We start from the raw sequence: 20927 nt of genomic DNA, 5'->3' as shown, positions 1-20927 counted from the left end.
ACGCTGGCCTGGCACTGCTACCAGAAGCTGCGGGCCGTCTACCACGCCAGCCCTGCCCGGGGCCGGCAACTGGTCACCGAAATACTGACCTCGTTCCCCACGTGCCCGATCCCTGAGATCGCCCGCCTCGGACGGAGCCTGCGGGCGTGGAAGAGTGCGATACTGGCCTACTTCGATACCGGAGGAGCATCAAACGGTCCCACCGAAGCGATTAACGGCGTCATCGAAACCACCCGCCGTATCGCCCGCGGATTCCGCAACTTCGCCAACTACAGGCTCAGATGCCTACTGGCCGCCGGCGGCCACCGCCCCTACCGGCGAAAAACCGCTAACCATGCCTAAATGCGAAGAGCCCCGTTAACCAAGTGCCATCGAAGAAGGAAAACGTGACGCAGTTCGACCTCAGAGAAAACACCGCGGTAGTCACCGGCGCATCCCGAGGCATCGGATCCGCCATCGCGGCAGGCCTGACCAATGCCGGCGCAAACGTAATCACACTGGCACCGGGAAGGGGAGATAGGAATTCTCCATCCCGGCGCCAGGGCCGACCTGGTGGTGTGGTCGTCCAATCTGTACGCGTTGGAAGCACCGCAACTGCTTGGCGAACGCGCCGACCTCACGTTGGTGGGAGGTGAAGTAATACACGAGGCCGGCAATGCGTAAAGCGATGCCACGCGGCCCGCCCTCTCAACCTCGCTCCAGCAGACCCAATCCGGTCTCCGCCGAAACGTGGAACTCACCCTCATCGGTGGCGAGATCGCACATTCGGCAGGCGGCGTTGTCGACCCTGCCGCCGCGGTATTCGGCAAGTACGGAATATAGGGAAACTCCGGTGCTGTCCAATGTCCGCAACGATTAGGACGAAATGGCTTCGCTGGGCCTCCCTCTGAGGCGAACGGAATGCTCTACGCGAAGGAGACAAGGCACCGCTTGAGGAGGGGACTGATCGGCACCCGGAGCTGCTCGTCCGGCGGCGCGGTCAACAACGTGACTCCGTGACGGTTCTGGTGCGGACTCAACCGCTGACAGCGTGGGAGGCTGGCACCGAAGGCGCCATAGAAATGGAGGAGAAGTTTTCCAGCTTGCGCCGGGTCATTCAGCAGATTCTCTTCGCATGCACTAAGAGCACTAAAAGTGTATCACACTGCAGAAATCACAGTTCCTCCAGGCCCCCGCCGGGTTCAATCGGATGCTCGTCGCAACGACTGCTACTCTCCCCTGTCGCGCCCAATACACCGGTGAAAATGGAGCAGAGCTGCGAGAGAGGAACCTCTGAATGAGCCGGAGGCTGCTGTTCAGCAAATGATCGCAACGACAGGGGCCCCCTATCCTGGCTGGTGCTGTTGGATGTCGCCGACCAGTAGTCCGCGTTGCCCCCGGCGGATCCTCGCAGCGGTCCTGTGTTCTGAACAGCCGCGCCAGCAGCAGCCGTCGATGAAGACGGCGACCCTCGCGCGGGTGAAGAATTGCTGGTGCCGCTGCCCCTCTCCCCCACTGACGCTTCTCGATCCATGCTGAGGCCCCCAGCATTTTGATAGGTCAATTTTCCGCGATTTTTCGTAAAGCCTGTAGAAACGCTTCAGCCAAGGGGTTGGCATCGCCTTGCCGGGTTGCGGAAATGATCTGTCTCCGGGGTAGACGCTGGGAGATTGGCAGTGAGGCGATGCTTTCGCGATTCTGTTGTAGAGATATCTCTGGGACCATCGCTAGGGCGAGACCAGCTTCGACGATGCCTTTTACTGTTCCGAGATTATTGCTTCGAAAGGCGATATCCGGGGCGAAACCGTTTTGTGAGCACAGCGTGAGCAGACATTGGTGTGAGGGTGTCTCCTCCCTGTGGGCAACCCATTTCTCCTCGCGCAGTTCGTTGAGGTCGACCAATGTCTTATGCGCTAAGCGATGATTCTTTGGGGCGACGATGTAAAGATCCTCGGTCATGACTTCTGTTAGGTGGAGGTTGGCAGGGAAGTCGGTTGGAACGAGATCGTATTGGAAGCCCAGAGCGATATCGAGACTGCCGTCCGATACCCGAGGGAACAACTCATAGGGTTCGCCCTCATCGAGCGTGATCTCCACATCGCGCCTGCGGACAAGGAACCTTGCAATTGCCTGTCCGAGGATCGGCCCCCCAGCCGAGTGGAAGGTGCCGACCCGTAGGTTCCCGGTCTGTCCTGCTCCCAGGCGTGCGATGTCAATCTCGACCTGGTTGAGCAGGTCGACAACTTCTTCGACACGGTGCTGCAGGTACTGAGCGGCTTCCGTTGGGATAACCCGGTGGGCTTCACGTTCGAACAACCGTATTTTCAGAGTGCGCTCGAGTCCGGACATCTGTTGGGACACTGCCGATGCGGTGAATCCCAGCTCTCGTCCGGCGGCGGCAAATGATCCCGTGCGGACCACCACGTGCATGGTCTTGAGAGTTCTAATGTCGACGGTCATTGGGTGAGTGTATGCTGCGGTCGAGCATAAGCACAGCTGTGGGAGACTTCACTCAAGTCTTATTCTCCACCTCTATCACCGATCACATGTGGATTCCTAGAGTTATTACTCGTATCCCACGCCCAATGACGAAGCCAGGGAGTTCACATATGCCTTCCACCGCCGATCCATCGACAATCATCGTTTTCCTTGTCTATCTCCTGGCTGTACTCGCCATCGGGATCTGGGCTTACCGGAAAAACACCGGGATGAGTGATTTCGCTATTGGTGGTCGACGACTGGGCACCTTCGTCACCGCTGTCAGCGCCAAGGCAACCGACTCGAGTCAGTGGGTGTTCTTCGGGCTGCCGGGGGCCTTCTACGTCAGCGGAATGAGCAACATCTGGCTGATCCTCGGCCTCACCATCGGGTTCTACCTTAGTTGGCGGATCCTCGCCGGACGATTGCGTGAGTACTCAGCCAAATTCAGTGATTGGCGGCAAAAGGATGGTTCTGGTGAGTCGGTGACCCTGCCTGGATTCTTCGCCAACCGGTTCCACAGCAACTCGCTTCGTTCGGTGTCGGCGATCTTCATCATCATCTTTTATGTGATTTATCTGGGTTCGGCCTTTATCGCCACCGGAGTAATCTTCGCTGAGATCTTCGGGACCTCCGTGACCACCGGCACCATCGTCGGCGCCGTGGTTGTCATGCTCTATTCCTCACTCGGAGGCTATCTGGCCAGCAGCTACACGGATGTCGTCCAAGGCTTCATCATGTTCTTCAGTTTGCTCATCCTGTCCGTCATAGCCATCTTCCAAGTTGGTGGCATCGGTGGCTTTATCAACGCCATCGGAGCACAGAACCCCGATCTCGGTTCACCATTCGTCGGTGTCGAACTCGTCGACGGCAGCTGGGTGACTACGAGCTCCGTGTCCTTCGTCGCTATCATCTCAGGCTTGGCCTGGGCCGCTGGATACTTCGGCTCACCTCATATATTGGCCCGCTTCATGGGCATGCGGAAGGCTGAATCAGCACGCAACGGGGCCCGTCTTGGAGTCTTTCTGTCGATCACATTGCTCGGTTTCGCGGCAATCATCGGCTTTGCCGCCATCGCGATCTATGGTCCGAATTTGGCTGATCCCGAAGACGCGTATATCTCCTTGGTCTCGGACCTCATGCCGACCTGGGCAGCGGGCGTTTTCCTTGCTGGAGTGCTTTCTGCCGTCATGAGTACCGCTGATTCCCAATTGGTGGTCGCCTCGACAACGTTGACCGAAGACTTCTATCGATCATTCATGAAACGTGATGCACCAGAGAAGCTACTCGTGTGGTTGAGCAGAATTGCCGTGCTGGTCTGCACAGGAATCGGTGTGGTGGTTGCCCTGCAAGGCGGATCGATCCTGGACCTCGTCGCCTATGCCTGGGCAGGATTCGGAGCCAGCTTTGGACCGGTCCTGCTGGCGGCACTCTACTCGCGCAAGACCACCTGGTTCGGTGCCCTGGCGAGCATCGTCACCGGAGGCGTCACAGTGATCGTTTACCGCCAAATCGACATGATCGGCCTCTACGAGCTGGTTCCAGCCTTCCTGGCCGGATTGCTCGCCCTATGGATCGGCAATCGGTTCGGGCCCGGCCAGAAGCAGGAGGTGGTCGAACGTTTCGACGCCGTGACCGGCAAAATGACCACTCTGCACGCAACTTCCAAATAATGCAATCCACACTGACATCAACCGCTGGGCAAACCAGCACAGAAGGAGAAGCGACATGCCCCAATTGAATGTGAACGTAAATGAGGGAATCGGCATCATCACCTTGAACAATCCGCAGGCACTTAACGCCTGGACCCAGCAGATGCAGCGCAACATGGCCACCTCGTTGAACGACCTCGATGTCGACCCAGAAGTCAAAGGCATCATCATCACCGGTCAAGGAGACCGCGCGTTCTGCGCCGGTCAAGACCTCAACGAGGTATCCGAATTCACCGAGGACAGCGTCGACGAATGGCTGGATATCTTTTACCAGGTGTACGACGCAGTGCTGTCGAACTCGAAGCCCATCATAGCGGCACTCAACGGTGTTACCGCCGGCTCCGGATATCAGCTCGCACTACTGTGCGACTTGCGGATTGGTCATTCGGGAGTACGCATTGGGCAGCCAGAGGTGAAGTCAGGCATTCCGAGTATTACCGGAATGTACCTGACTTGGCAGTCCCTGGGACATAGCAAGACCGCCGAAATGATGCTCACCGGTCGCTTGCTCGACGCTGCCGAAGCTAAACAAGCCGGTTTGCTCGCTGAAGTCGTGCCGGCTGAACAGGTGCTTGCCCGGAGCATCGAGTTGGCCAAGGAATTAGCAGCGTTGCCCAAGCAGGCCTTCGCTCTGACTAAGCAGCGAGTTCGCGCAACTCTTCTGCCGGGCCTCAAGGAGGCTTTCGCTGCCGCTGTTGAGATCGATAAGCAAGCCTATGGTGATGGAGAACCGCAGCGTTCTGCCAACGACTTCGTTGCCAAGAAGGGTGCATAATCACAGTGGTTGTTGACAGGGTGCACGAGGGGAATCGATTCATTCAAGGTCCCGGGCTTTCCGAGGCTCTGGAACAGTTGGCCACCACAGCTCCGGGCAGGGCCTACCTGCGCGACCGGCAAAGATCGGTGACTGTAGCCGAGCTGAACAACCGGGTCGACCATGCAGCGACGCAATTGCGCGGCCTCGGCGTAGGTGCGACATCCCGCGTCGGGATCGCCCTGCCTACAGGGATCGACCACGTTGTGCTCATCTACGCGTTACTGCGTTTAGGCGCATTGTGGGTTCCGCTCAACATGCAACTCAAAGGTGAACCGCTCCTACATCAGTTGCGGGATTCCCGTGCCACGGACGTCCTCACTGAGGCCGTGGGACAGTTCGCGGAGCGTCTACCGGAGCCCTCAGCCACCGCCGAGGTGCTGATGTCGGAAGCAACTGACAATGCTCTGGTGCTGGCCTCTTGGGCCGAACCGGTATTTGAACAGGCTGACCGCCAAGACGCTTGCTTGTTGATGTACACCTCGGGGACCACTGGCCCTCCCAAAGGGGTACTGGTTAGCGAAACAATGCTCAAGGCGGCGGTGTTCGGAGCTATCGAAGTGACATCACCGGAGCCAGACGATGTGTTCTACGTTTGGGAGCCGCTGTTCCACATTGGTGGTGCACAGGTCGTTTTCCTCCCCTTGTTTCAAGAGGTCGCCCTGGCCTTGGTTCCGAAATTCAGTGCCTCGCGGTTCTGGGATGACATCGTCGAACTCAATGTGACCCACATCCATTACCTCGGCGGTGTATTGCAGATTCTGCTGCAATTGCCTGCGACGGACGCGGAGAGGAACAACCGGGTCAGAGTCGCCTGGGGTGCGGGCGCGACTCCGGAAGTCCGCGCAGCTTGCAGCAAACGTTACGGATTCACCCTGCACGAATGCTACGGGATGACCGAGACATCAAGCATCGTCACCGCCAACAAGAACGAGCCGGACGGTGGAGTGGGCAGGCCTTTACCTTGGGTCGAGATCGCCATCGACGACGACACAAACAACAGTACTGCCCCGTGCCCCAGAGGCGAGATCATGGTTCGGGGACTCATCGACGGTCTCTTAACCACCGGCTATTTGGGAAATCCGGAAGCGACGGCGAAGGCTCGCCTTGGTGATTGGTTTCGCACCGGTGATTTCGGGTACTTCGATGATGAGGGTCGGTTGCACTTCGCGGGGCGTGGCAGCGACAGCATCCGTGTCCGGGGTGAGAACGTGTCCGCTTGGCAAGTTGAGAACGTTTTTGGCCTGCACCCGGACATCAACCGCTGCGCAGTGATCGGAGTCGAGGCCCAAGTCGGAGAGCAAGAAATGCTCCTGCTGGTCACTGAAGCGGAAGGGCAGAAAGTCGATCCTAAAGCTTTGTTGGATTGGGCAACAACCCAGCTGGCGAAGTTCCAGGTCCCGCGTTACATCAAAGTATTACCAGAAATGCCGTTGACTCCAAGCCAACGAATTGCCAAACATCTATTGCCCCGAGACTTAGGTGATGCCCTACAAGCTCCATCGAGAAGTTGACTTACGGGGGGTTCCGGCAAAATGTCATTTGGCTCATCCGCATGGCCACAGCGTCATAGGTGACAAATTTACGGGGGCGTTGCCGGCACACACGAAGATTCGGCGGCATCACGTTCAGTTCTATGCCGTTTCTATCCCGTTGTTCTTCCTCAAGGTTGGTGCTTGGCTGAGAAGCAGTGACACGTAAAAGCCGAGGAGAAACGTGTGAACGCGGCGAGGATGTCAAAGGGGATAATGCGCGTGGGGATGGCTTTGGGCGTAATCGCCGTTCTGATGGTTGCGTTCAGTCCACTAATAATTGGCAACTTTGGGACAACCCTGGTCGTTGGCAGTTCTCCCTTGAGCTGGCAGTGTCAATGACCTATTTGCTCGTGATAGTCAGCCCGTTGCTATCTTCCGCCGCGCTGATCGCCGCGTCACTTGTCATGCCTACGCGGAATCGCTTTCATACTCAATACATTCTGATCTGGCTGCATCGATCATCAAGCACGACCGTCCGAAACGGTGGCTGAACCTTCAAGGTCTTCACGCAGATCGTTGAGGTAGGTGTTGATGCGGCGGGCACGTTCGACCTCTAGCGCTTCGATGTCGGCCAGGAGCAGCTCTTCGTCGTGTCCGGCTTGTGCCAGCACGTTTCCGTGCGGACCGCTGATACAGCTGAGTCCAGTGAAATTCGGCACCGTATGATTTGCGTAGGCGATGTAGAGGCCGTTTTCCATCGCCCGGCATGGCACCATGAGGGTGGATATTCGTTCGGCATTGTAGGTACGGTCCGCCGGCAGCCCTCCGACGTTGCCTGTGGCGGGCACTGCAGTGGGTATCAGTAACGCATCGACGCCGCGCCGGGCTGCTGCCCGAACGAATTCCGGGAACTCGACGTCGTAGCAGATGCCCAGCGCCAGCCGCAGCCCGGCGTACTGGATCAATTCGGGCGCGTTCGTTCCTGGTGTGAAGGCTGATTTCTCTTCGAGGCCGAAGAGTTGGGATTTGCGGTACCGGGTCAGTTCCTTACCTTCGGCATCGAAGAAGGAGGCGCTGATATATGTCTCTTCGCCGTCGTGGTCGACGGTGGAGGCCACCAGCGCCATGTGGTGCCGGCTGGCGGTTTCAGCCAACCGTTCCCGGATTGTGTCACCGTCCGAGGAAGCAGCCCGTGAGGGGGCGTAGCCTGTGGCGAACAGTTCCGGGGTGACGAGGATGTCTGCACCTTTGCCTGCTGCAGCCACTGCTGTCTGGTCCAAGCGTGCCAAGTTCTCCTGGACGCGGTCCACGGCTCCGGTGGCCTGCCAAACGCCAATGAGGGCCACGTTACCCCTCCCCTCGTATCCGGTGGATCTTTTATGCCGGTTCCTATTGACAGCATGCCACCGTCGGCAGAATTATGTAACCGAAAACCGAAAGGTGTTCGATAAGTGGCTAGGAGGCCATCATGGACAGCAGTCCCGGCAAGGTACAAACGGAGCTGGACCGGCGTATTGAGATTATCCATACTGATGAAGCAGCCGATCCTTCACGTCGGGCACTCAGCGCCGGGGATCTGACATTGTATGTCGGCACGACCGTGCTGATCTGCGCGCTTGGGGTGCTGGTGATGGTGCTGTGAACCGGTCGGAGGACACTGCCACGGAGGAAGTGGAACACGCCAACACGTTCGGTTCGCTGCCGCTGTTGAAATCCGAGCGGGTGTGGGGCGGTATGGACTTCGGTTGGGTCAATGTGGCCTTGGCGATCGCGACCTGGGCGTTCTTGGTGGGCGGTTCAACCGCGGCGTTCGTGGGTTTTCAGCAGGGTATCGCGGCGATGATGATTGGCAACGCGGTCGGGCTGTGCTTCATGGTTCTGGCCAGCACCGTTGCCAGCCAACGGTACGGGGTCGAGCAGTACACCATACTGCGGCCGGTGTTCGGTGTGGCAGGCGTCGGCATTCTGGTTTTCACGGTGGTGCTGCTGACCGAGATGGGTTGGTCGTCGCTGCTGGGCATCATGGTCGGCCGGGCCACCAGTCAGGTGGCCGGCGTGGCTACCGAGGCTGAGTTGAGCGAGTACGGGCCTGTGGTCACCCTGGGCGCGCTTGCCGCGATTGCCATCGCTTGGTTTATCCTCTCCCGCGGACCGGTCACTATTGGCCGGCTGAACAAGTACATTGGACCGGGCCTTTTGATCATCACGGCGGTGTTGATGGTGCTGCTGATCATCAACACCTCGTGGGGGCAACTGATGGCCGCGGCGCCACTGGAGCCGTTTGACGATCCGCAGCTGAACTTCATGATCGCCGTGGAATTCAATGTTGCCGTCGGCGTGTCCTGGTACCCGGTGATGGGATCGCTGGCCCGGATGACGAACTCTCCGCGGGCGGCCATCTGGCCGGCCTACAGCGGACTACTGATCGCCACCCTGCTGGCGCAGATTGTGGGCATGGGCGCGGCCTTGACACTGGGCAATTCGGACCCGACAGTATGGATGATTCCCTTCGGCGGCCCATTGCTGGGTGCGTTCATCCTGTTGTTCATTTGTTTCGCGAACATCACCAGCATGTCTTCGATCGTCTACTCCACGGTGCTGGCACTGCGGCAGTCCAGCGGCCGTCTGCTGGCCGGGCTGCATTGGAAGTGGTTATGCGCGGCCTTCTTCGTGCTGCCGGCCGTGCTGGCGTTCTTCCCGCAGTTTATGTACGAGCGGTTCGTCGTGTTCGTCACGCTCAGCGGCGCGTTCCTGGCGCCCATGTGCGGGGCGATCATCGTGGACTACTTCATTCTGCGCAAACAACGCATTGACCTGGCAGAGCTCTACGCGCCCGGCGCGGACAGTGCCTACCACCTGCCCGGTGGGGTGAATTGGGCCGGCATGGCCGCAGTCGCCGCCGGGTCCGGTTTCTACCTCTGGATCTACAATCCGGTCACCTTGGACACCGAGCCGGCATTCAACGTGGTGACCGCTTCGCTGCCTGGAGCGGTCATCGGCGGTCTCGTCTACTGGATCCTGGCCCTCGTGCTGTACAAAAGGCGGGGCGCTGCCGGCTTCGACACAACGGATCCCAACAGATTGACGGGAAACCACAAATGAGCTTCACTTCACGGGCAGCAGTCCACTATGGACACGAGCGGACTCTTGACATTACCGAGGTACAGGTCGAAGAACCCGGACCCGGAAACGTGCTGGTGAGGCTTGGTGCCTCCGGCGTATGTGGCTCTGACCGCCACGTCCTCGACGGCGAGTGGCCGATGCCCTCCCCCACGGTCATGGGACACGAAGGCGCCGGTACGGTCGAGGCCATCGGCGAGGGAGTCCAGGACGTCGTGGTCGGTGACCATGTGGTGCTCAGCTGGTTCTACCCCTGCCGCCGATGCACCAACTGCCTGTCCGGCCGCGCCTATGTGTGCACTGGCAGCCGTTCGGAAGAATGCCTGCTGCCCGACGGCAACACTCCCCTCTCCCGGGACGGCACCCGCGTCTACCCGTACCTGGCCGTCGGATCGATGAGCGAGTACACCGTCGTGCCCGAAACCGCCGCCGTGAAAATTCCCTCCGAGGTGCCCTTTGATGTCGCCTCCCTGCTGGGGTGCTCCATCGCCACCGGCGTGGGCGCCGTGGTCAACGACGCCATGGTGGCACCGGGCAGTTCCGCGGTGGTAATTGGTGCCGGCGGAGTCGGACTTTCCATCATCATGGGGCTCAAACTAGCCGGCGCACACCCGATCATCGCCGTCGACCTCAATGAGCAGAAGCTGAATGCTGCGCAACGTCTGGGAGCCACTCACACAGTCATATCGGGAGACGACACCCAACACCAAGTCGCTGAGATCACCGGCGGCGGAGCCGACTACGCATTCGAGGCCATCGGTCGGAAAGAAGCCATCGAATCACTTCCATCGCTGCTGGTACGCGGCGGCACCGCCGTGCTGGTGGGACTGCCGCCGGCCGGCCAGTCGATCAACTTCGACGGCCTTGAACTGGCCGAAAGCGGGATGCGGATCCTCGGCTCCAACTATGGCTCCACCGTACCGGGACGGGACTTCCCACGGCTGGCCGAGCTGTACCTGGCAGGCAAACTACCAGTTGACGACCTGATATCCGACCGCATCAGCCTGGACGAGGTCAATGAAGCGTTCGAAGCCATGCGCCGTGGCGAGCGGGCACGCAGCGTCATCATGTTCTAACAATCCTCCTCCATGAGTGAAAGGCCCGCTATGGCCCGGCCCCGCACACAACTGCTCACCTCGCAAAAGATTCACCGCGCCGCCCTTGAACTGTTCGACGAACAAAACAACTTCTCCATCCCCCGGCTCGCCCAACGCCTCGGGGTCAGCCCCTCATCCCTATACCACCACGTCAGCGGCGGACGTACCGACATCATCAAAGGCATCCGGGCACTCATCAGCCAGGAAGCATACTCCCGTGGCGACTTCCCACCACGTGGCGTCCGGTGGCAGGACCAGGTGCGCCAATGGGCCATCAACTACCGCGATGCCTTGGGCCGCCACCCCATGGCCATTCCCGCCCTCGTCGGCGAACCCGTCGACGACACTGACACCCTCAACATCTACGAAAACCTGGTACAGATCCTTGAAACAGCCGGGTTCCAGGATGAACTTCTGCTGCAGGCCCTGTCCCTGATCGACGTGCTGGCTCTTGGCTCCGCCGTCGACGCCGCCTCCCCCGAACCACCATGGAAAGCCTCCCACAGCGTCCACCCGGCACTATCACGAGCGCTGACATCGGGACACACCGGCAGACGCCAAGAGGATGCTTTCACCTTCGGACTCGACGCCACCATCGACAAACTCGAACAAATGCTCGTCTCCCCCAGCGAAGAAATGTTCACTTCAAAGCGTGCCCTTTGAGATGAGGCCGCTCACTTCATCATCTCCTTGCAGCATCAGAGTCCCCTTCGGCCGCATCAGGGGTCTCGTTTCCTTGGATGTGAGCCGCTCCCCCGCGGCCGATCTTGGAACGACACAGCGGCAGGCTTCTCGATCCCGAACCAGACCAAAAGACAATCCCACATTAAGCGTTCAGAATTGTCCTCCGATGCGGTTTGTCTCTACGAAATACCCGGCACACCGTCGCTTGTCAGAATTGCCACGCGTCGCATGTCAGTTGCCGATCGCCAACCGTGCGTCTGCGCGACGAACTCCGGTGAGTGCCAGACCGTCTCAACCTTGCGATAGTCACAAACCTTTCGACTGGAAGGCAGGAAACTTGCGATTGCTGTCAAGGGCGAACCGAATGCGATCAGTCCAAAACAATCCCCGAGGGACGGGTCGGCGTCGGGTGGAGTTCGGCCAAAACATCCAGGACCGCTTGGGTGGCACGACTCGGCTTGCGACGATGAAGGAGGGTGGCAGCCAGGTAGCGGGGCGGACCGGCCAAGGGTGCGAGTTTCAAGCCTGGCGTGTCCACGTGCGCCACAGAGGAGACCGTCATTGTGACTCCGACCCCAGCAGCCACCAGTCCGAGGATTGTGTACGAGTCTGGGGCCTCCTGGACAACCTTCGGGACGAAGCCCGCTTGGGTGGCCAACCTCAAGCCCAGATCTCGCACGGTAGAACCTTGTTGCCCGGGAAACATCACCCACGGCTCGTCGATCAATTCGCGAATATCGATCTCCTGGTGCTCGGCGAGCCGGTGGTCGGTCGAGACTCCAACCAGCACGCGCTCGTACTCGAAGACCCGGTCATCTAAACCCGTATAGGTCAAGGGTCGACGGCTGAAAGCGACATGAAGGTCGCCAGCCATCAGCAGCGATGGTGCGGAGCTCGCATAGACCATTGACTTCAACTGCAGGTCGACCCCCGGCGCTTCCCATCTTACTGCTCGGGCTATCCCCGGTAGCCATGGGCGGGAGGAGGCACCGGCATAACCCAATGTCACGCTCCCCAGTACCGGCGTATCCTCCTGCTGAATGGCACGCCCCATCAGGCGCGAGGCTTCCACCATTTGCCGGGCATGAGGTAAGGCTGCAGCACCCGCGGCCGTCAGTTTGACGGCGCGCGTGGTGCGTTCCACCAAGGCAACGTCACATTCACGCTCGAGCTTACGGATCCATTGGCTTATGACGGGCTGGGCCACCCCGAGGCGTTCGGCCGCTCGTGTGAAATGCAGTTCATCGGCCAGCATGACGAAAGCCTGCAGCAGTTTTAGATCCACGCGTCACCCTTTTCATTAGATATCTGTATGGAAACATACAGAATCCATCTTGGACAGGGTTGAAAGAGAGGGGCATCATAAGTCCATGTGGATCCGGTCACCATGCGGAGTGCACCAGTTCACTCCCTACTCCGAGAGATCCACGAGAGGGGCCAATCGTTCCGGGTCTTCTCTGCACGGACGCCGATGATCGTGAGGAATTCTGATGGATGTACCGCGGAAACCGCGTTGGCGCACGCGGCCCGAGCCTTCTACTTGGGGTGATTTTGGTGCCGACGACGCTCTGGGCCGAATGAATCTTTTGACCCAAGCTAAGGTCGCGGAAGGCTTGAAGGACGCCCAGGACGGTTGCACCTTCGCACTTGGCCTTCCTCTCACCCTTCCCGGCGGTAGTACCCTCAACCCGAACCGGTTGCCGCCGGTTCACCGGCCGAACCTCAGACAGGGACTTCCAAACGTAAATTACGTCCTCGAGCCAATTTCGCCTGGATCATCTGACGTGATGAACGACGACTTGGTCGTGTTACACAACCAATACTCCACCCAATGGGACGCCCTCGTGCACGTCGGCTCAATGTTCGATGCTGATGGAGACGGTCAACCGGAACCTGTCTACTACAACGGCTATCGGGCCGGCGTCGATGTACAAGGTCCCACGGATCCCGACGATTGCGGAAATCCAGGCCCAGGTCAGGACACGACGATGGATCTCGGTCCGGTGGGCATAGGCACCTTGGCCGCACATCCGGTCCAAGGGCGGGCGGTCATGATTGATCTCGCACACCACTTCGGCACACATCATCAAATTATCGGATACGACCAGGTCCAGGCTGTGCTTGACAATGACAGAGTCGACGTCCGTCCCGGAGACATGGTGACAATCCATACCGGTTACGCTGAGCGCGTCCGGCAAATGGCAGGGGATCCGGATGCGGCCGTACTACATCATTACGGCGCTGTCCTTGATGGACGAGACCAAGCCCTGTTGAACTGGATTACAGATTCCGGGATCGCTGCTATCGCAGCGGACAACTACGCTGTTGAGCTCTATCCGGCCATTGCGGCACCGGCTCCAGCTTCCGTCCTGCCGCTGCATGAACATTGTCTGTTCAAGCTCGGTGTGCAGCTCGGCGAGCTCTGGTACCTCTCCGACCTCGCCTCCCATCTACGAACCGCCGGCCGCACAGCCTTCCTGCTGACCGCACCACCACTGAACCTTCCTGGGGCCTCTGGTTCGCCCCTAAATCCGATTGCGACTACCTAAGGAGACACCCTTGCCTTCCACAGCCGAACGCGTCCTTGTCACCGGCGGCTCCCACGGCATTGGCGCCGCGATCACTCACCGATGCCGTCAAGACGGTTATGAACCGGTCATATTGGACCAGGAGGGCGGGGACGCTATCCACTGCGATCTCTCCGACCCATCATCCACAGCCGAAGCGCTTGAGCAAGCCTTAGCCGATGGGCCGATCACGCGCCTCGTGAACAATGTTGGGGCCGTGTTTCCACGTTCTGTCCAGGAGCAAACCCTGGGCGAGTTCGATGCAGCTGTCGCGCTCAACCTGCGCAGCGCACTGCAATGTGTCCAAGCACTTTTGCCAAGCATGCAAGAAGCTCATTTCGGCAGGATCGTGTCGGTATCCTCTCGGGCAGCTCTCGGCAAGGAACTCCGTGCGGCCTATGCCTCTACCAAAGCCGGACTCCTCGGCCTTACCCGGGTAATCGCTCTCGAGGAGGGGCGGAATGGCATCACGGCTAACGCCATCGGACCCGGCCCTATAACTTCGGACCTCTTTCGTCAGGCCAACCCGGACGATTCGTCCCGCACCCGTGCCATTATCGAATCTGTTCCGGTCCAGCGCATGGGTACGCCCGAAGATGTTTCTCATGCCGCGTCGTACCTTCTGGACGCCCGCAGTGGGTTCGTCACCGGGCAGACCTTGTATGTATGTGGCGGAATGACCGTGGGACGTGTCGATGTCTGAGTTCCCCCTAGCAGGCCCGCGCCGAGGAACTGCGTCTCGCACGACATACCCCCGCGCGCCCGTCGCCGTGGTCGGCGGCGGCTCTATTGGTGTGGCTTTCGCTCTGGTCTTCGCTAAGGCGGGTCATTCGGTGACCATCATGGACGCCGATCCACAACGACGCGAAGCGATTCCACACGAGTTACGCGCCAAACTCGAGCTTTTGTCCGCCTCTGGACTAACGGCGGAAGAGCCGGACAGGATCATTCGTCGAGTAGGCATAACATCGACCGTGCGGGAGGCATTGTCCGGTGCGATTCTAGTCCAAGAATGCGTCCCCGAACGGCTCGACGTAAAGCGCAGAATCTTCAGTGAACTGGGTGACCTCACGGCACCGGAATGCATACTAGCCAGCTCTTCCTCAGCAATTCCGGCCTCCCGAATAGCTGCGGAGATGGACTGCGATGACCGTATTATCGTTGCGCATCCCGGCAATCCGCCGTTTCTCCTCCCGATCATCGAATTGGTGCCCACTGAAAACACTCGTTCCGACATCCTCGAGAAGTCGCGGGCACTCTACGCTGGAGCCGGCATGTCACCCGTAATCGTGGAACGGGAAGTGGAAGGTTTCCTGTTTAACCGGCTTCAAGGAGCCGTTTTGCGGGAAGCCTACGCACTAGTACGCGACGGGGTTGCCACTGTGGAGGATATTGACACGGTGATGCGGGACGGCCTGGGACGGCGATGGTCCTTCATGGGACCTTTCGAGACCGTCGATCTGAATACCCACGGCGGGATTTCCGCTCACGCAGAGAAGATGGGCCCGGCCTATGAGCGTATGGGCGCTGAACGTGGCCAACACGACCCCTGGACACCGGACCTCGTGGCGGAGGTGAACCGTCAACGTCGCTCCGTCCTCGCCCTTGAGGATTGGGAGGACCGGGTGGCCTGGCGTGACCGGCGTCTTATCGATCTCATCACTGCAATCTCAGGCACAGCAACTCCAAGCACCCAAGAGAGGGAACATGAAAGCACCGAACGCTAAAACGCGCCGTAAGGACAACGTCCTCGACAGGACCGCTGGGTTCTTCACGAACCTGATGGATAAATACCTGCCGGATCCGCTCGTGATAGCCATTATGTTGACCGGCCTCACGATGATTCTGGCCATCCTGTTCCAAAGCAGCACGCCCATGGACGTAGTCAACTACTGGGGCAGCGGCTTCTGGGACCTGTTGGCTTTCACCATGCAGATGACCGTGGTGCTTCTGGCCGGCTACATCCTGGCCAAGACCCCACTCGTCGACCGCTTGCTCGATATGCTGACCAGTAGGATTTCTTCGCCTCGCACTGCCATTATCGTCGCCACTCTTGTTGGTGGCATTGGCAGCTGGTTGAACTGGGGCTTTGGCCTCGTTATGGGCGGCATCGTGGCCCAGAAGCTGGCGATGAATGTGAAAGGACTGCACTACCCGTTGGCCATCGCTGCCGGTTACTCCGGTTTTGCGGTGTATGGGATTGGACTCTCTGGCTCGGTGCCATTGCTCATCGCTACCGAAGGGCATTTCCTCCAAGACGAGATAGGCATTGTCCCCCTGTCCGAGACGATTTTTTCGCCCTATCTACTGTTGACGAACCTGGCTGTGATGGTATTCCTGCCGCTGTTCAACATGGCTCTGCATCCGAAGGACCCGGCCTCGATCAAAGAGATGGAGCGAAAGTCCGGTGCCATCGACGAGCCGATCACAGAGTCGGATCAACGTTCGACCATCGCAGCCAAACTGAACAACAGCCCGGTGATTGGCATCGGCATCGGCCTGATCGCCCTGGTCTATGCCATCAACTACTTCTTTCAAGGCGGCACTATAAATCTGGACGCCGTCAACTTCATGTTCTTGTTCCTAGGCATCATCCTCTTCGCCCGCCCGTCCGCCTTCCTGGCCGCAGTGAACGACGGAGTCAGAATCGTCTCCGGCATCATTATCCAGTACCCGTTCTACGCCGGCATCATGGCCATACTGGTCGGCTCCGGTCTCGTGGTCTCCTTCGCCGATTGGTTCGGCACATTCGCCACCGCTGAAACCCTGCCCTTTTGGTCCTTCATCTCCGGAGGCATTATCAACTTATTGGCCCCCTCAGGAGGCGGCCAATGGGCGGTGCAGGGACCAGTGATGATGGAGGCCGCACAGGCGCTCAATGCCAACATTCCGGCCACCGCTTTGGCCGTGCAGATCGGCGACCAGTGGACGAACATGGTCCAGCCCTTCTGGCTCCTGCCGGTGCTGGCCATCTCCGGACTGAAGCTACGCGACATCATGGGCTACATGGTGCTGATCCTGGCTTTCCTCGGCATCATCTTCGGTCTAGCGGTACTCCTATGGGGCTTCATGACCGTCTGATCGAGGCAATAACTGAAAGGGGGAAGCGTTCCCATGCCTTACCTGATCGAAACCTTCGATTCCCCGGAAAGGGCGTACATCCGGCACGAGCTCTATCAGGAACACTTGCACTTTCTGGCAGAAAGTGCGGGCCTTCTACTAGCGTGCGGAGCCAAACTATCGGATGACGGCACCTCCGCGGACGGCGGTATCTACGTTGTGGACCTGGAGACGCGTAAAGAGGCTGAGGCATTCATCGCCCAAGATCCGTTTTCACGGCGCAACCTCTTCCGCGAGGTTAGGATCCGCAGGTGGAGGAAGGCCTACCTAAATGGGGAGTGCTTCCTCTGAGCCAGCTGCCCGGTCGGTTGAAACCATCGACACGTCGCCCCAACTCCGCTCGGCTCCGAGGTTGGTGACACTTCAGTAAGCTCGTTGACGTCATGACGACCTCCGGCCGCCGGGAGCAAGCGTCTAAGTTGGTGATCAGGACTGGCACTTCGAGGGCGACGAGCACCTCGACGACGATATCGCTACCGCGGTGAAGCCGGAACTGATCCTGAACCCGCAGCCGAAGGCCGAGGACAAAGAAGTGAGGTTACTACAACTTCACCCTGGACCGGGCCTGAGCCCATCACACATCGCAGCCGAGACCGCCACGGCGGGGCAGGCTGCGACTACCCACCAGAGGAAGGTATCAACATTGCTGTTTGCCGTGAATATGGACGTCAAGATTCCCTACGACCTTGATCCCGACGTCAAGGCTGACACCGTTGCACGGGAGAAGGCCTACTCCCACCAGCTGCAGCGCAAGGGCGAATGGGTGCACATCTGGCGCAATGCCGGACAGTACTCAAACCTGAGCATTTTCGACGTGAAGGACAATGAGAGGCTCCACGAGATTCTGTGGAACCTGCCGCTCTTTCCGTACATGAACGTCCAGGTGACACCCTTGGCGGTTCATCCCTCAGATATAGCGTTGCTGGATGGCGGGAGTTCCGTGTCGTAGCTGGTGCTGTTGGCCTGCCGACAGCGACCCGCTCCGAGGAGCCGTCGCACAGGTCGAGCACGTAGCGCCCGTCGGATGCTGCGCAGCCAGCCATGGCACGATTCCCGCAGAGCCCGACGGTCAGTTTCGTGCTAGAAGTCGGCTGCACGGAATGTCAGACCCCGACTGCACAGGTTGACGGCAGATACGCCATTGTCCTCCATCACGAATTTCTAACGTTTCTCCGTTCTGAACGGTTTCACCGCACAATACGCCGGCGGTGGGCTAAACCTGTTGCCATGGGGGATAAAACAGTCGCTGAGAGATCTGTGGAACGGGCAGATGGCCGGAAGCGGCATCGCGGCCGGTATCTATCTGGTTGTGCTGGCCGGAGCCTGGGTGTGGACCGAGGCGGTGGGTTTTTCCAGACCGGATACCCTCACCGGGTTCCTGATCTGGATTTACGCCCTTTTGGGGGCCGTCGTAATAGCGGCTCTGTTTGCCCGGTTCAGCCGTGCTGATTCATTTTGCTGCGGGCAAACCGCAGCAAAATGAATCAGCACCCCGCATAAAGCGAGAAAGGCTGGAACGCTGCCGACGAGCAAGGTCTGCCACCAGATCATGGCGTTAACAGTAACCCCTCCAGAGGACCATGTCGGTGAGCGATCCCCCAATCGATATCCCGAATCTCCTGCCGTTTATGAAGTCGGTTCGGACAAAGTCCAAAGTTGGCGCAGAAGACTGCTGACCGTGAATATCAACACCAGCGCAAATAGAAAAGCTACCGAGCCGAGTAACCACCGTCCACAGTAAGAACGGAGCCGGTGACGAAGGACGACTGGTCCGATAGTAAGTAGCAAACTGCAGCAGAGATCTCCTCTGGTTGCGCTCCACGACCGAGCGGCGTGGTGTGGATTGCGGAAGTTTCCTCCGGCTCGGCCGACCGCATCTCTGTGAGCACGGTGCCCGGAGCGATCGCGTTGGCACGCACTCCATATTCCGCACCTTCAAGGGCCACGGTTTTGGTGAATCCAATGATGCCGGCCTTCGATGCAGAATAGGCACCGTATCCTGGTGCACCATTGGTGCCATAAATCGAGGCGATATTGACGATCGACGCCGACGGCGCTTCGACAAGGAGCGGCCACATTGCATGGATACCGTTGAATACACCAGTGAGGTTGACGTCCAGAAGTCTGCGAACAGCAGTAACCGAGTCCTCGCGCACAAATGCGTGATGGATGATACCTGCATTGTTCACCAGCCCCGCTAGGTTGCCGTGGTCTTCGCCGATACGCTCACGAAGGCTGGCCCAGAAGCCGGTATCGGTGATGTCCCCCTCGACCTCGTGGACTCGGGGCACCGGCGAATTGGGGAACGCCACATCAATCGAGTACACGACGTAACCGAGCTCAGCAAGCCCGGTGACATGGGAAAAGCCTTGGCTCCGGCCTCCTCCGGTAACAACGACGACATCATCCGTCATGGGTAAGCCTCCTTTTGTTGTTGAGGTCCTTCTGCTAGCTCGCCTGTAGTCTTCTCCTCCACGGCCACCCGGAATTGCGTCAGCGAGAACAGGATGGAGAACGCAGTGGAGAGAAACGCGAAGAACATGAACGGCATGTACTGGACTGTCGCCACACCGAGCACCGCGGAAGCGAAGACCGCGCCACCGGACCACGGAAAGAAGGCGTCATAAACCGTACCCGAGTCCTCGATTGTCCGGGACAAGTTTTGGCTCTTGAGGTCGAGACGTGCGTATGCCGGGGAAAATAAAGTGCCCACGATGACGGCGGCGAAGGAAAACGACGCGCCCAGGGCCAAGGCAATGAGGGTGACCGGCGACGTCAATGTCATGAGCTTGCGCCGGGAATTGGCCCATCGCATGAGATAACGGAGCAGGGATTGCACGAAGCCGGCACCGCTGAGCAAGCCGGAGACACCAACGGCGAACATAAACAGGAAGGCCAGACCGGCCATGGAGAGCAAGCCTCCGCCGGAGACCAGGTCGTCGATGTTGGCGACTCCGGTCTCTGAGACGTATCCGCTATAGATAGATGTGACGACCTCGGACACCGTCGCCCCTTGCACCGTCATGGCGACGACAACTGCGGCTATCGCGCCGCCCATGATGGAAACGAAGGGTGGCCAGCGTAAGACGAGGAGGCCAATGGTGATCGCGGCGGGGATCAGGGTGACCAGCCCCAAATCGAAGGTGGCCTCCAGTTGGGAGACGATTTGCGGGATCGTTTCGTTGTCCCCTCCCCCATAGGGCAGGAACACGCCAATGACGCCGTAGATGACCAGGGTCAGTACAAAGGCCGGTAATGTCGTGTAGAGCAGGTACCTGACATGCGTCATTAACGGTGTGTTGGTGATCGCCGCTGAAAGATTCGTCGAGTCCGACAGCGGCGACAGCTTGTCACCGAAGTAAGCCCCGGAGATGATGGCGCCGGCGGTCAGTGGCGCCGGCAGGCCGAGGCTGTTGCCGACGACCATGAGTGCGATACCGACCGACCCCATCGTCCCCCATGATGTGCCGGTGACCAGTGAAGTGGCCGCGCACAGGAGGATGGCAGAGACATAGAACCATTCCGGGGAGATGGTGTTGAGACCGAACCGGATGATTGTCGGGATGGTTCCGGCCTGCGCCCATGTACTGATGAGCACCCCGACGGCCAACAGGATGAAGATGAGCTCCAGGACCTTTCGGATGGCGTCGAAGGCGAATCCCTGCACCTGGCCGTAGCTGAAGCCCCGCGACATCACCACGGGGATAAGCACGATGAGGGCGAAGAACATCGATAGTTCGATCGGGGCGCCCAGGAACACCGAGCCCAGAATCAGGATCGCCGCGAGCAGCCCGACTATGCTCAGCGACAGCCACACTGATGGAGCTGGGGCCGTCTCGTGTTGATTCGTTGTATCATTCATGTTGGTCACCACTTAGTTA

General features: G+C 59.2%; 21 protein-coding genes. 16 read left to right on the top strand and 5 right to left on the bottom strand.

Going from position 1 to position 20927, the window contains the following annotated elements; translation table 11 throughout:
- Together H535_RS0107130 and H535_RS28940 are read left to right on the top strand one after the other, a co-directional pair.
- On the top strand, positions 1-342 hold a 342-nt coding region (locus tag H535_RS0107130; RefSeq protein WP_026819000.1), incomplete at its 5' end, for a transposase.
- A gap of 210 nt (positions 343-552) precedes the next feature.
- Positions 553-663: a hypothetical protein gene (locus tag H535_RS28940; protein ID WP_342667720.1), complete on the top strand. Its 111-nt coding sequence runs from the start codon at positions 553-555 to the stop codon at positions 661-663.
- 876 nt (positions 664-1539) lie between these two features.
- On the opposite strand, the gene H535_RS24040 is transcribed toward H535_RS28940, so the two are convergent.
- A complete protein-coding gene (locus H535_RS24040; RefSeq protein WP_051298707.1) occupies positions 1540-2439 on the bottom strand; it encodes a LysR family transcriptional regulator in 900 nt (299 codons plus the stop codon).
- 149 nt (positions 2440-2588) lie between these two features.
- On the opposite strand from H535_RS24040, the gene H535_RS0107115 reads away from it, so the two are divergent.
- From H535_RS0107115 to H535_RS24035, 3 genes are read left to right on the top strand one after another with little or no spacing between them, the layout of a single operon-like run.
- Positions 2589-4130: a sodium/proline symporter gene (locus H535_RS0107115; protein ID WP_026818999.1), complete on the top strand. Its 1542-nt coding sequence runs from the start codon at positions 2589-2591 to the stop codon at positions 4128-4130.
- Positions 4131-4185: 55 nt separating this feature from the next.
- Entirely contained in the window at positions 4186-4944 is a 759-nt protein-coding gene (locus H535_RS0107110; RefSeq protein WP_026818998.1) for an enoyl-CoA hydratase/isomerase family protein, read from the top strand.
- Positions 4945-4949: 5 nt separating this feature from the next.
- A complete protein-coding gene (locus H535_RS24035; protein ID WP_051298704.1) occupies positions 4950-6497 on the top strand; it encodes a class I adenylate-forming enzyme family protein in 1548 nt (515 codons plus the stop codon).
- Positions 6498-6979: 482 nt separating this feature from the next.
- Here the strand turns inward: H535_RS24035 and H535_RS0107100 are convergent, their stop codons facing one another.
- The gene (locus tag H535_RS0107100; RefSeq protein ID WP_026818997.1) at positions 6980-7804 is read right to left on the bottom strand and encodes a nitrilase-related carbon-nitrogen hydrolase; all 825 of its coding nucleotides are present in this window, start codon (positions 7802-7804) and stop codon (positions 6980-6982) included.
- Between the two features lie 122 nt (positions 7805-7926).
- Here H535_RS0107100 and H535_RS28935 point away from each other — a divergent pair, with 122 nt between their 5' ends.
- The 4 genes from H535_RS28935 to H535_RS24025 are packed head-to-tail and all read left to right on the top strand — an operon-like array spanning position 7927 to position 11338.
- Positions 7927-8100, top strand: coding sequence for a hypothetical protein (locus tag H535_RS28935; RefSeq protein ID WP_155838595.1), 174 nt, complete (start codon positions 7927-7929; stop codon positions 8098-8100).
- The gene (locus tag H535_RS24030; RefSeq protein ID WP_051298702.1) at positions 8097-9560 is read left to right on the top strand and encodes a purine-cytosine permease family protein; all 1464 of its coding nucleotides are present in this window, start codon (positions 8097-8099) and stop codon (positions 9558-9560) included. The genes H535_RS28935 and H535_RS24030 overlap by 4 nt, the downstream gene beginning before the upstream one ends.
- Positions 9557-10654, top strand: coding sequence for an alcohol dehydrogenase catalytic domain-containing protein (locus H535_RS0107085; RefSeq protein WP_026818996.1), 1098 nt, complete (start codon positions 9557-9559; stop codon positions 10652-10654). Before H535_RS24030 ends, H535_RS0107085 begins: the two co-directional genes overlap by 4 nt.
- A 12-nt stretch (positions 10655-10666) precedes the next feature.
- Complete coding sequence (locus H535_RS24025) at positions 10667-11338, top strand: TetR/AcrR family transcriptional regulator C-terminal domain-containing protein (protein WP_081416506.1); 672 nt, start codon at positions 10667-10669, stop codon at positions 11336-11338.
- Between the two features lie 391 nt (positions 11339-11729).
- On the opposite strand, the gene H535_RS0107075 is transcribed toward H535_RS24025, so the two are convergent.
- Positions 11730-12644, bottom strand: a complete 915-nt coding sequence (locus H535_RS0107075) for a LysR family transcriptional regulator (protein ID WP_026818995.1) — start codon at positions 12642-12644, stop codon at positions 11730-11732.
- Between the two features lie 205 nt (positions 12645-12849).
- Between H535_RS0107075 and H535_RS0107070 the strand changes: the two genes are divergently transcribed.
- The 7 genes from H535_RS0107070 (at position 12850) to H535_RS0107040 (ending at position 18529) form a co-directional block, all read left to right on the top strand.
- On the top strand, positions 12850-13908 hold the full coding sequence (locus H535_RS0107070; RefSeq protein ID WP_035768575.1) for a cyclase family protein: 1059 nt from the start codon (positions 12850-12852) through the stop codon (positions 13906-13908).
- Between the two features lie 10 nt (positions 13909-13918).
- Complete coding sequence (locus H535_RS0107065) at positions 13919-14629, top strand: SDR family NAD(P)-dependent oxidoreductase (protein WP_026818993.1); 711 nt, start codon at positions 13919-13921, stop codon at positions 14627-14629.
- Positions 14622-15653, top strand: a complete 1032-nt coding sequence (locus H535_RS24020; RefSeq protein WP_081416505.1) for a 3-hydroxyacyl-CoA dehydrogenase — start codon at positions 14622-14624, stop codon at positions 15651-15653. Before H535_RS0107065 ends, H535_RS24020 begins: the two co-directional genes overlap by 8 nt.
- Entirely contained in the window at positions 15634-17007 is a 1374-nt protein-coding gene (locus H535_RS0107055) for a short-chain fatty acid transporter (RefSeq protein ID WP_051298698.1), read from the top strand. Before H535_RS24020 ends, H535_RS0107055 begins: the two co-directional genes overlap by 20 nt.
- A gap of 33 nt (positions 17008-17040) precedes the next feature.
- On the top strand, positions 17041-17337 hold the full coding sequence (locus H535_RS0107050; RefSeq protein WP_026818991.1) for a YciI family protein: 297 nt from the start codon (positions 17041-17043) through the stop codon (positions 17335-17337).
- Between the two features lie 190 nt (positions 17338-17527).
- The gene (catC, locus tag H535_RS0107045; protein ID WP_425387263.1) at positions 17528-17995 is read left to right on the top strand and encodes a muconolactone Delta-isomerase; all 468 of its coding nucleotides are present in this window, start codon (positions 17528-17530) and stop codon (positions 17993-17995) included.
- A gap of 321 nt (positions 17996-18316) precedes the next feature.
- On the top strand, positions 18317-18529 hold the full coding sequence (locus H535_RS0107040) for a hypothetical protein (protein WP_026818989.1): 213 nt from the start codon (positions 18317-18319) through the stop codon (positions 18527-18529).
- Positions 18530-18755: 226 nt separating this feature from the next.
- On the opposite strand, the gene H535_RS24015 is transcribed toward H535_RS0107040, so the two are convergent.
- A complete protein-coding gene (locus H535_RS24015) occupies positions 18756-19460 on the bottom strand; it encodes an SDR family NAD(P)-dependent oxidoreductase (protein WP_051298696.1) in 705 nt (234 codons plus the stop codon).
- Complete coding sequence (nhaC, locus tag H535_RS24010; RefSeq protein ID WP_081416504.1) at positions 19457-20908, bottom strand: Na+/H+ antiporter NhaC; 1452 nt, start codon at positions 20906-20908, stop codon at positions 19457-19459. Before nhaC ends, H535_RS24015 begins: the two co-directional genes overlap by 4 nt.
- Positions 20909-20927: the final 19 nt, after the last annotated feature.

Source organism: Arthrobacter castelli DSM 16402, assembly GCF_000430705.1.
Lineage (GTDB): Bacteria > Actinomycetota > Actinomycetes > Actinomycetales > Micrococcaceae > Arthrobacter_C > Arthrobacter_C castelli.
This window is presented reverse-complemented; position numbering and strand designations above follow the sequence as displayed.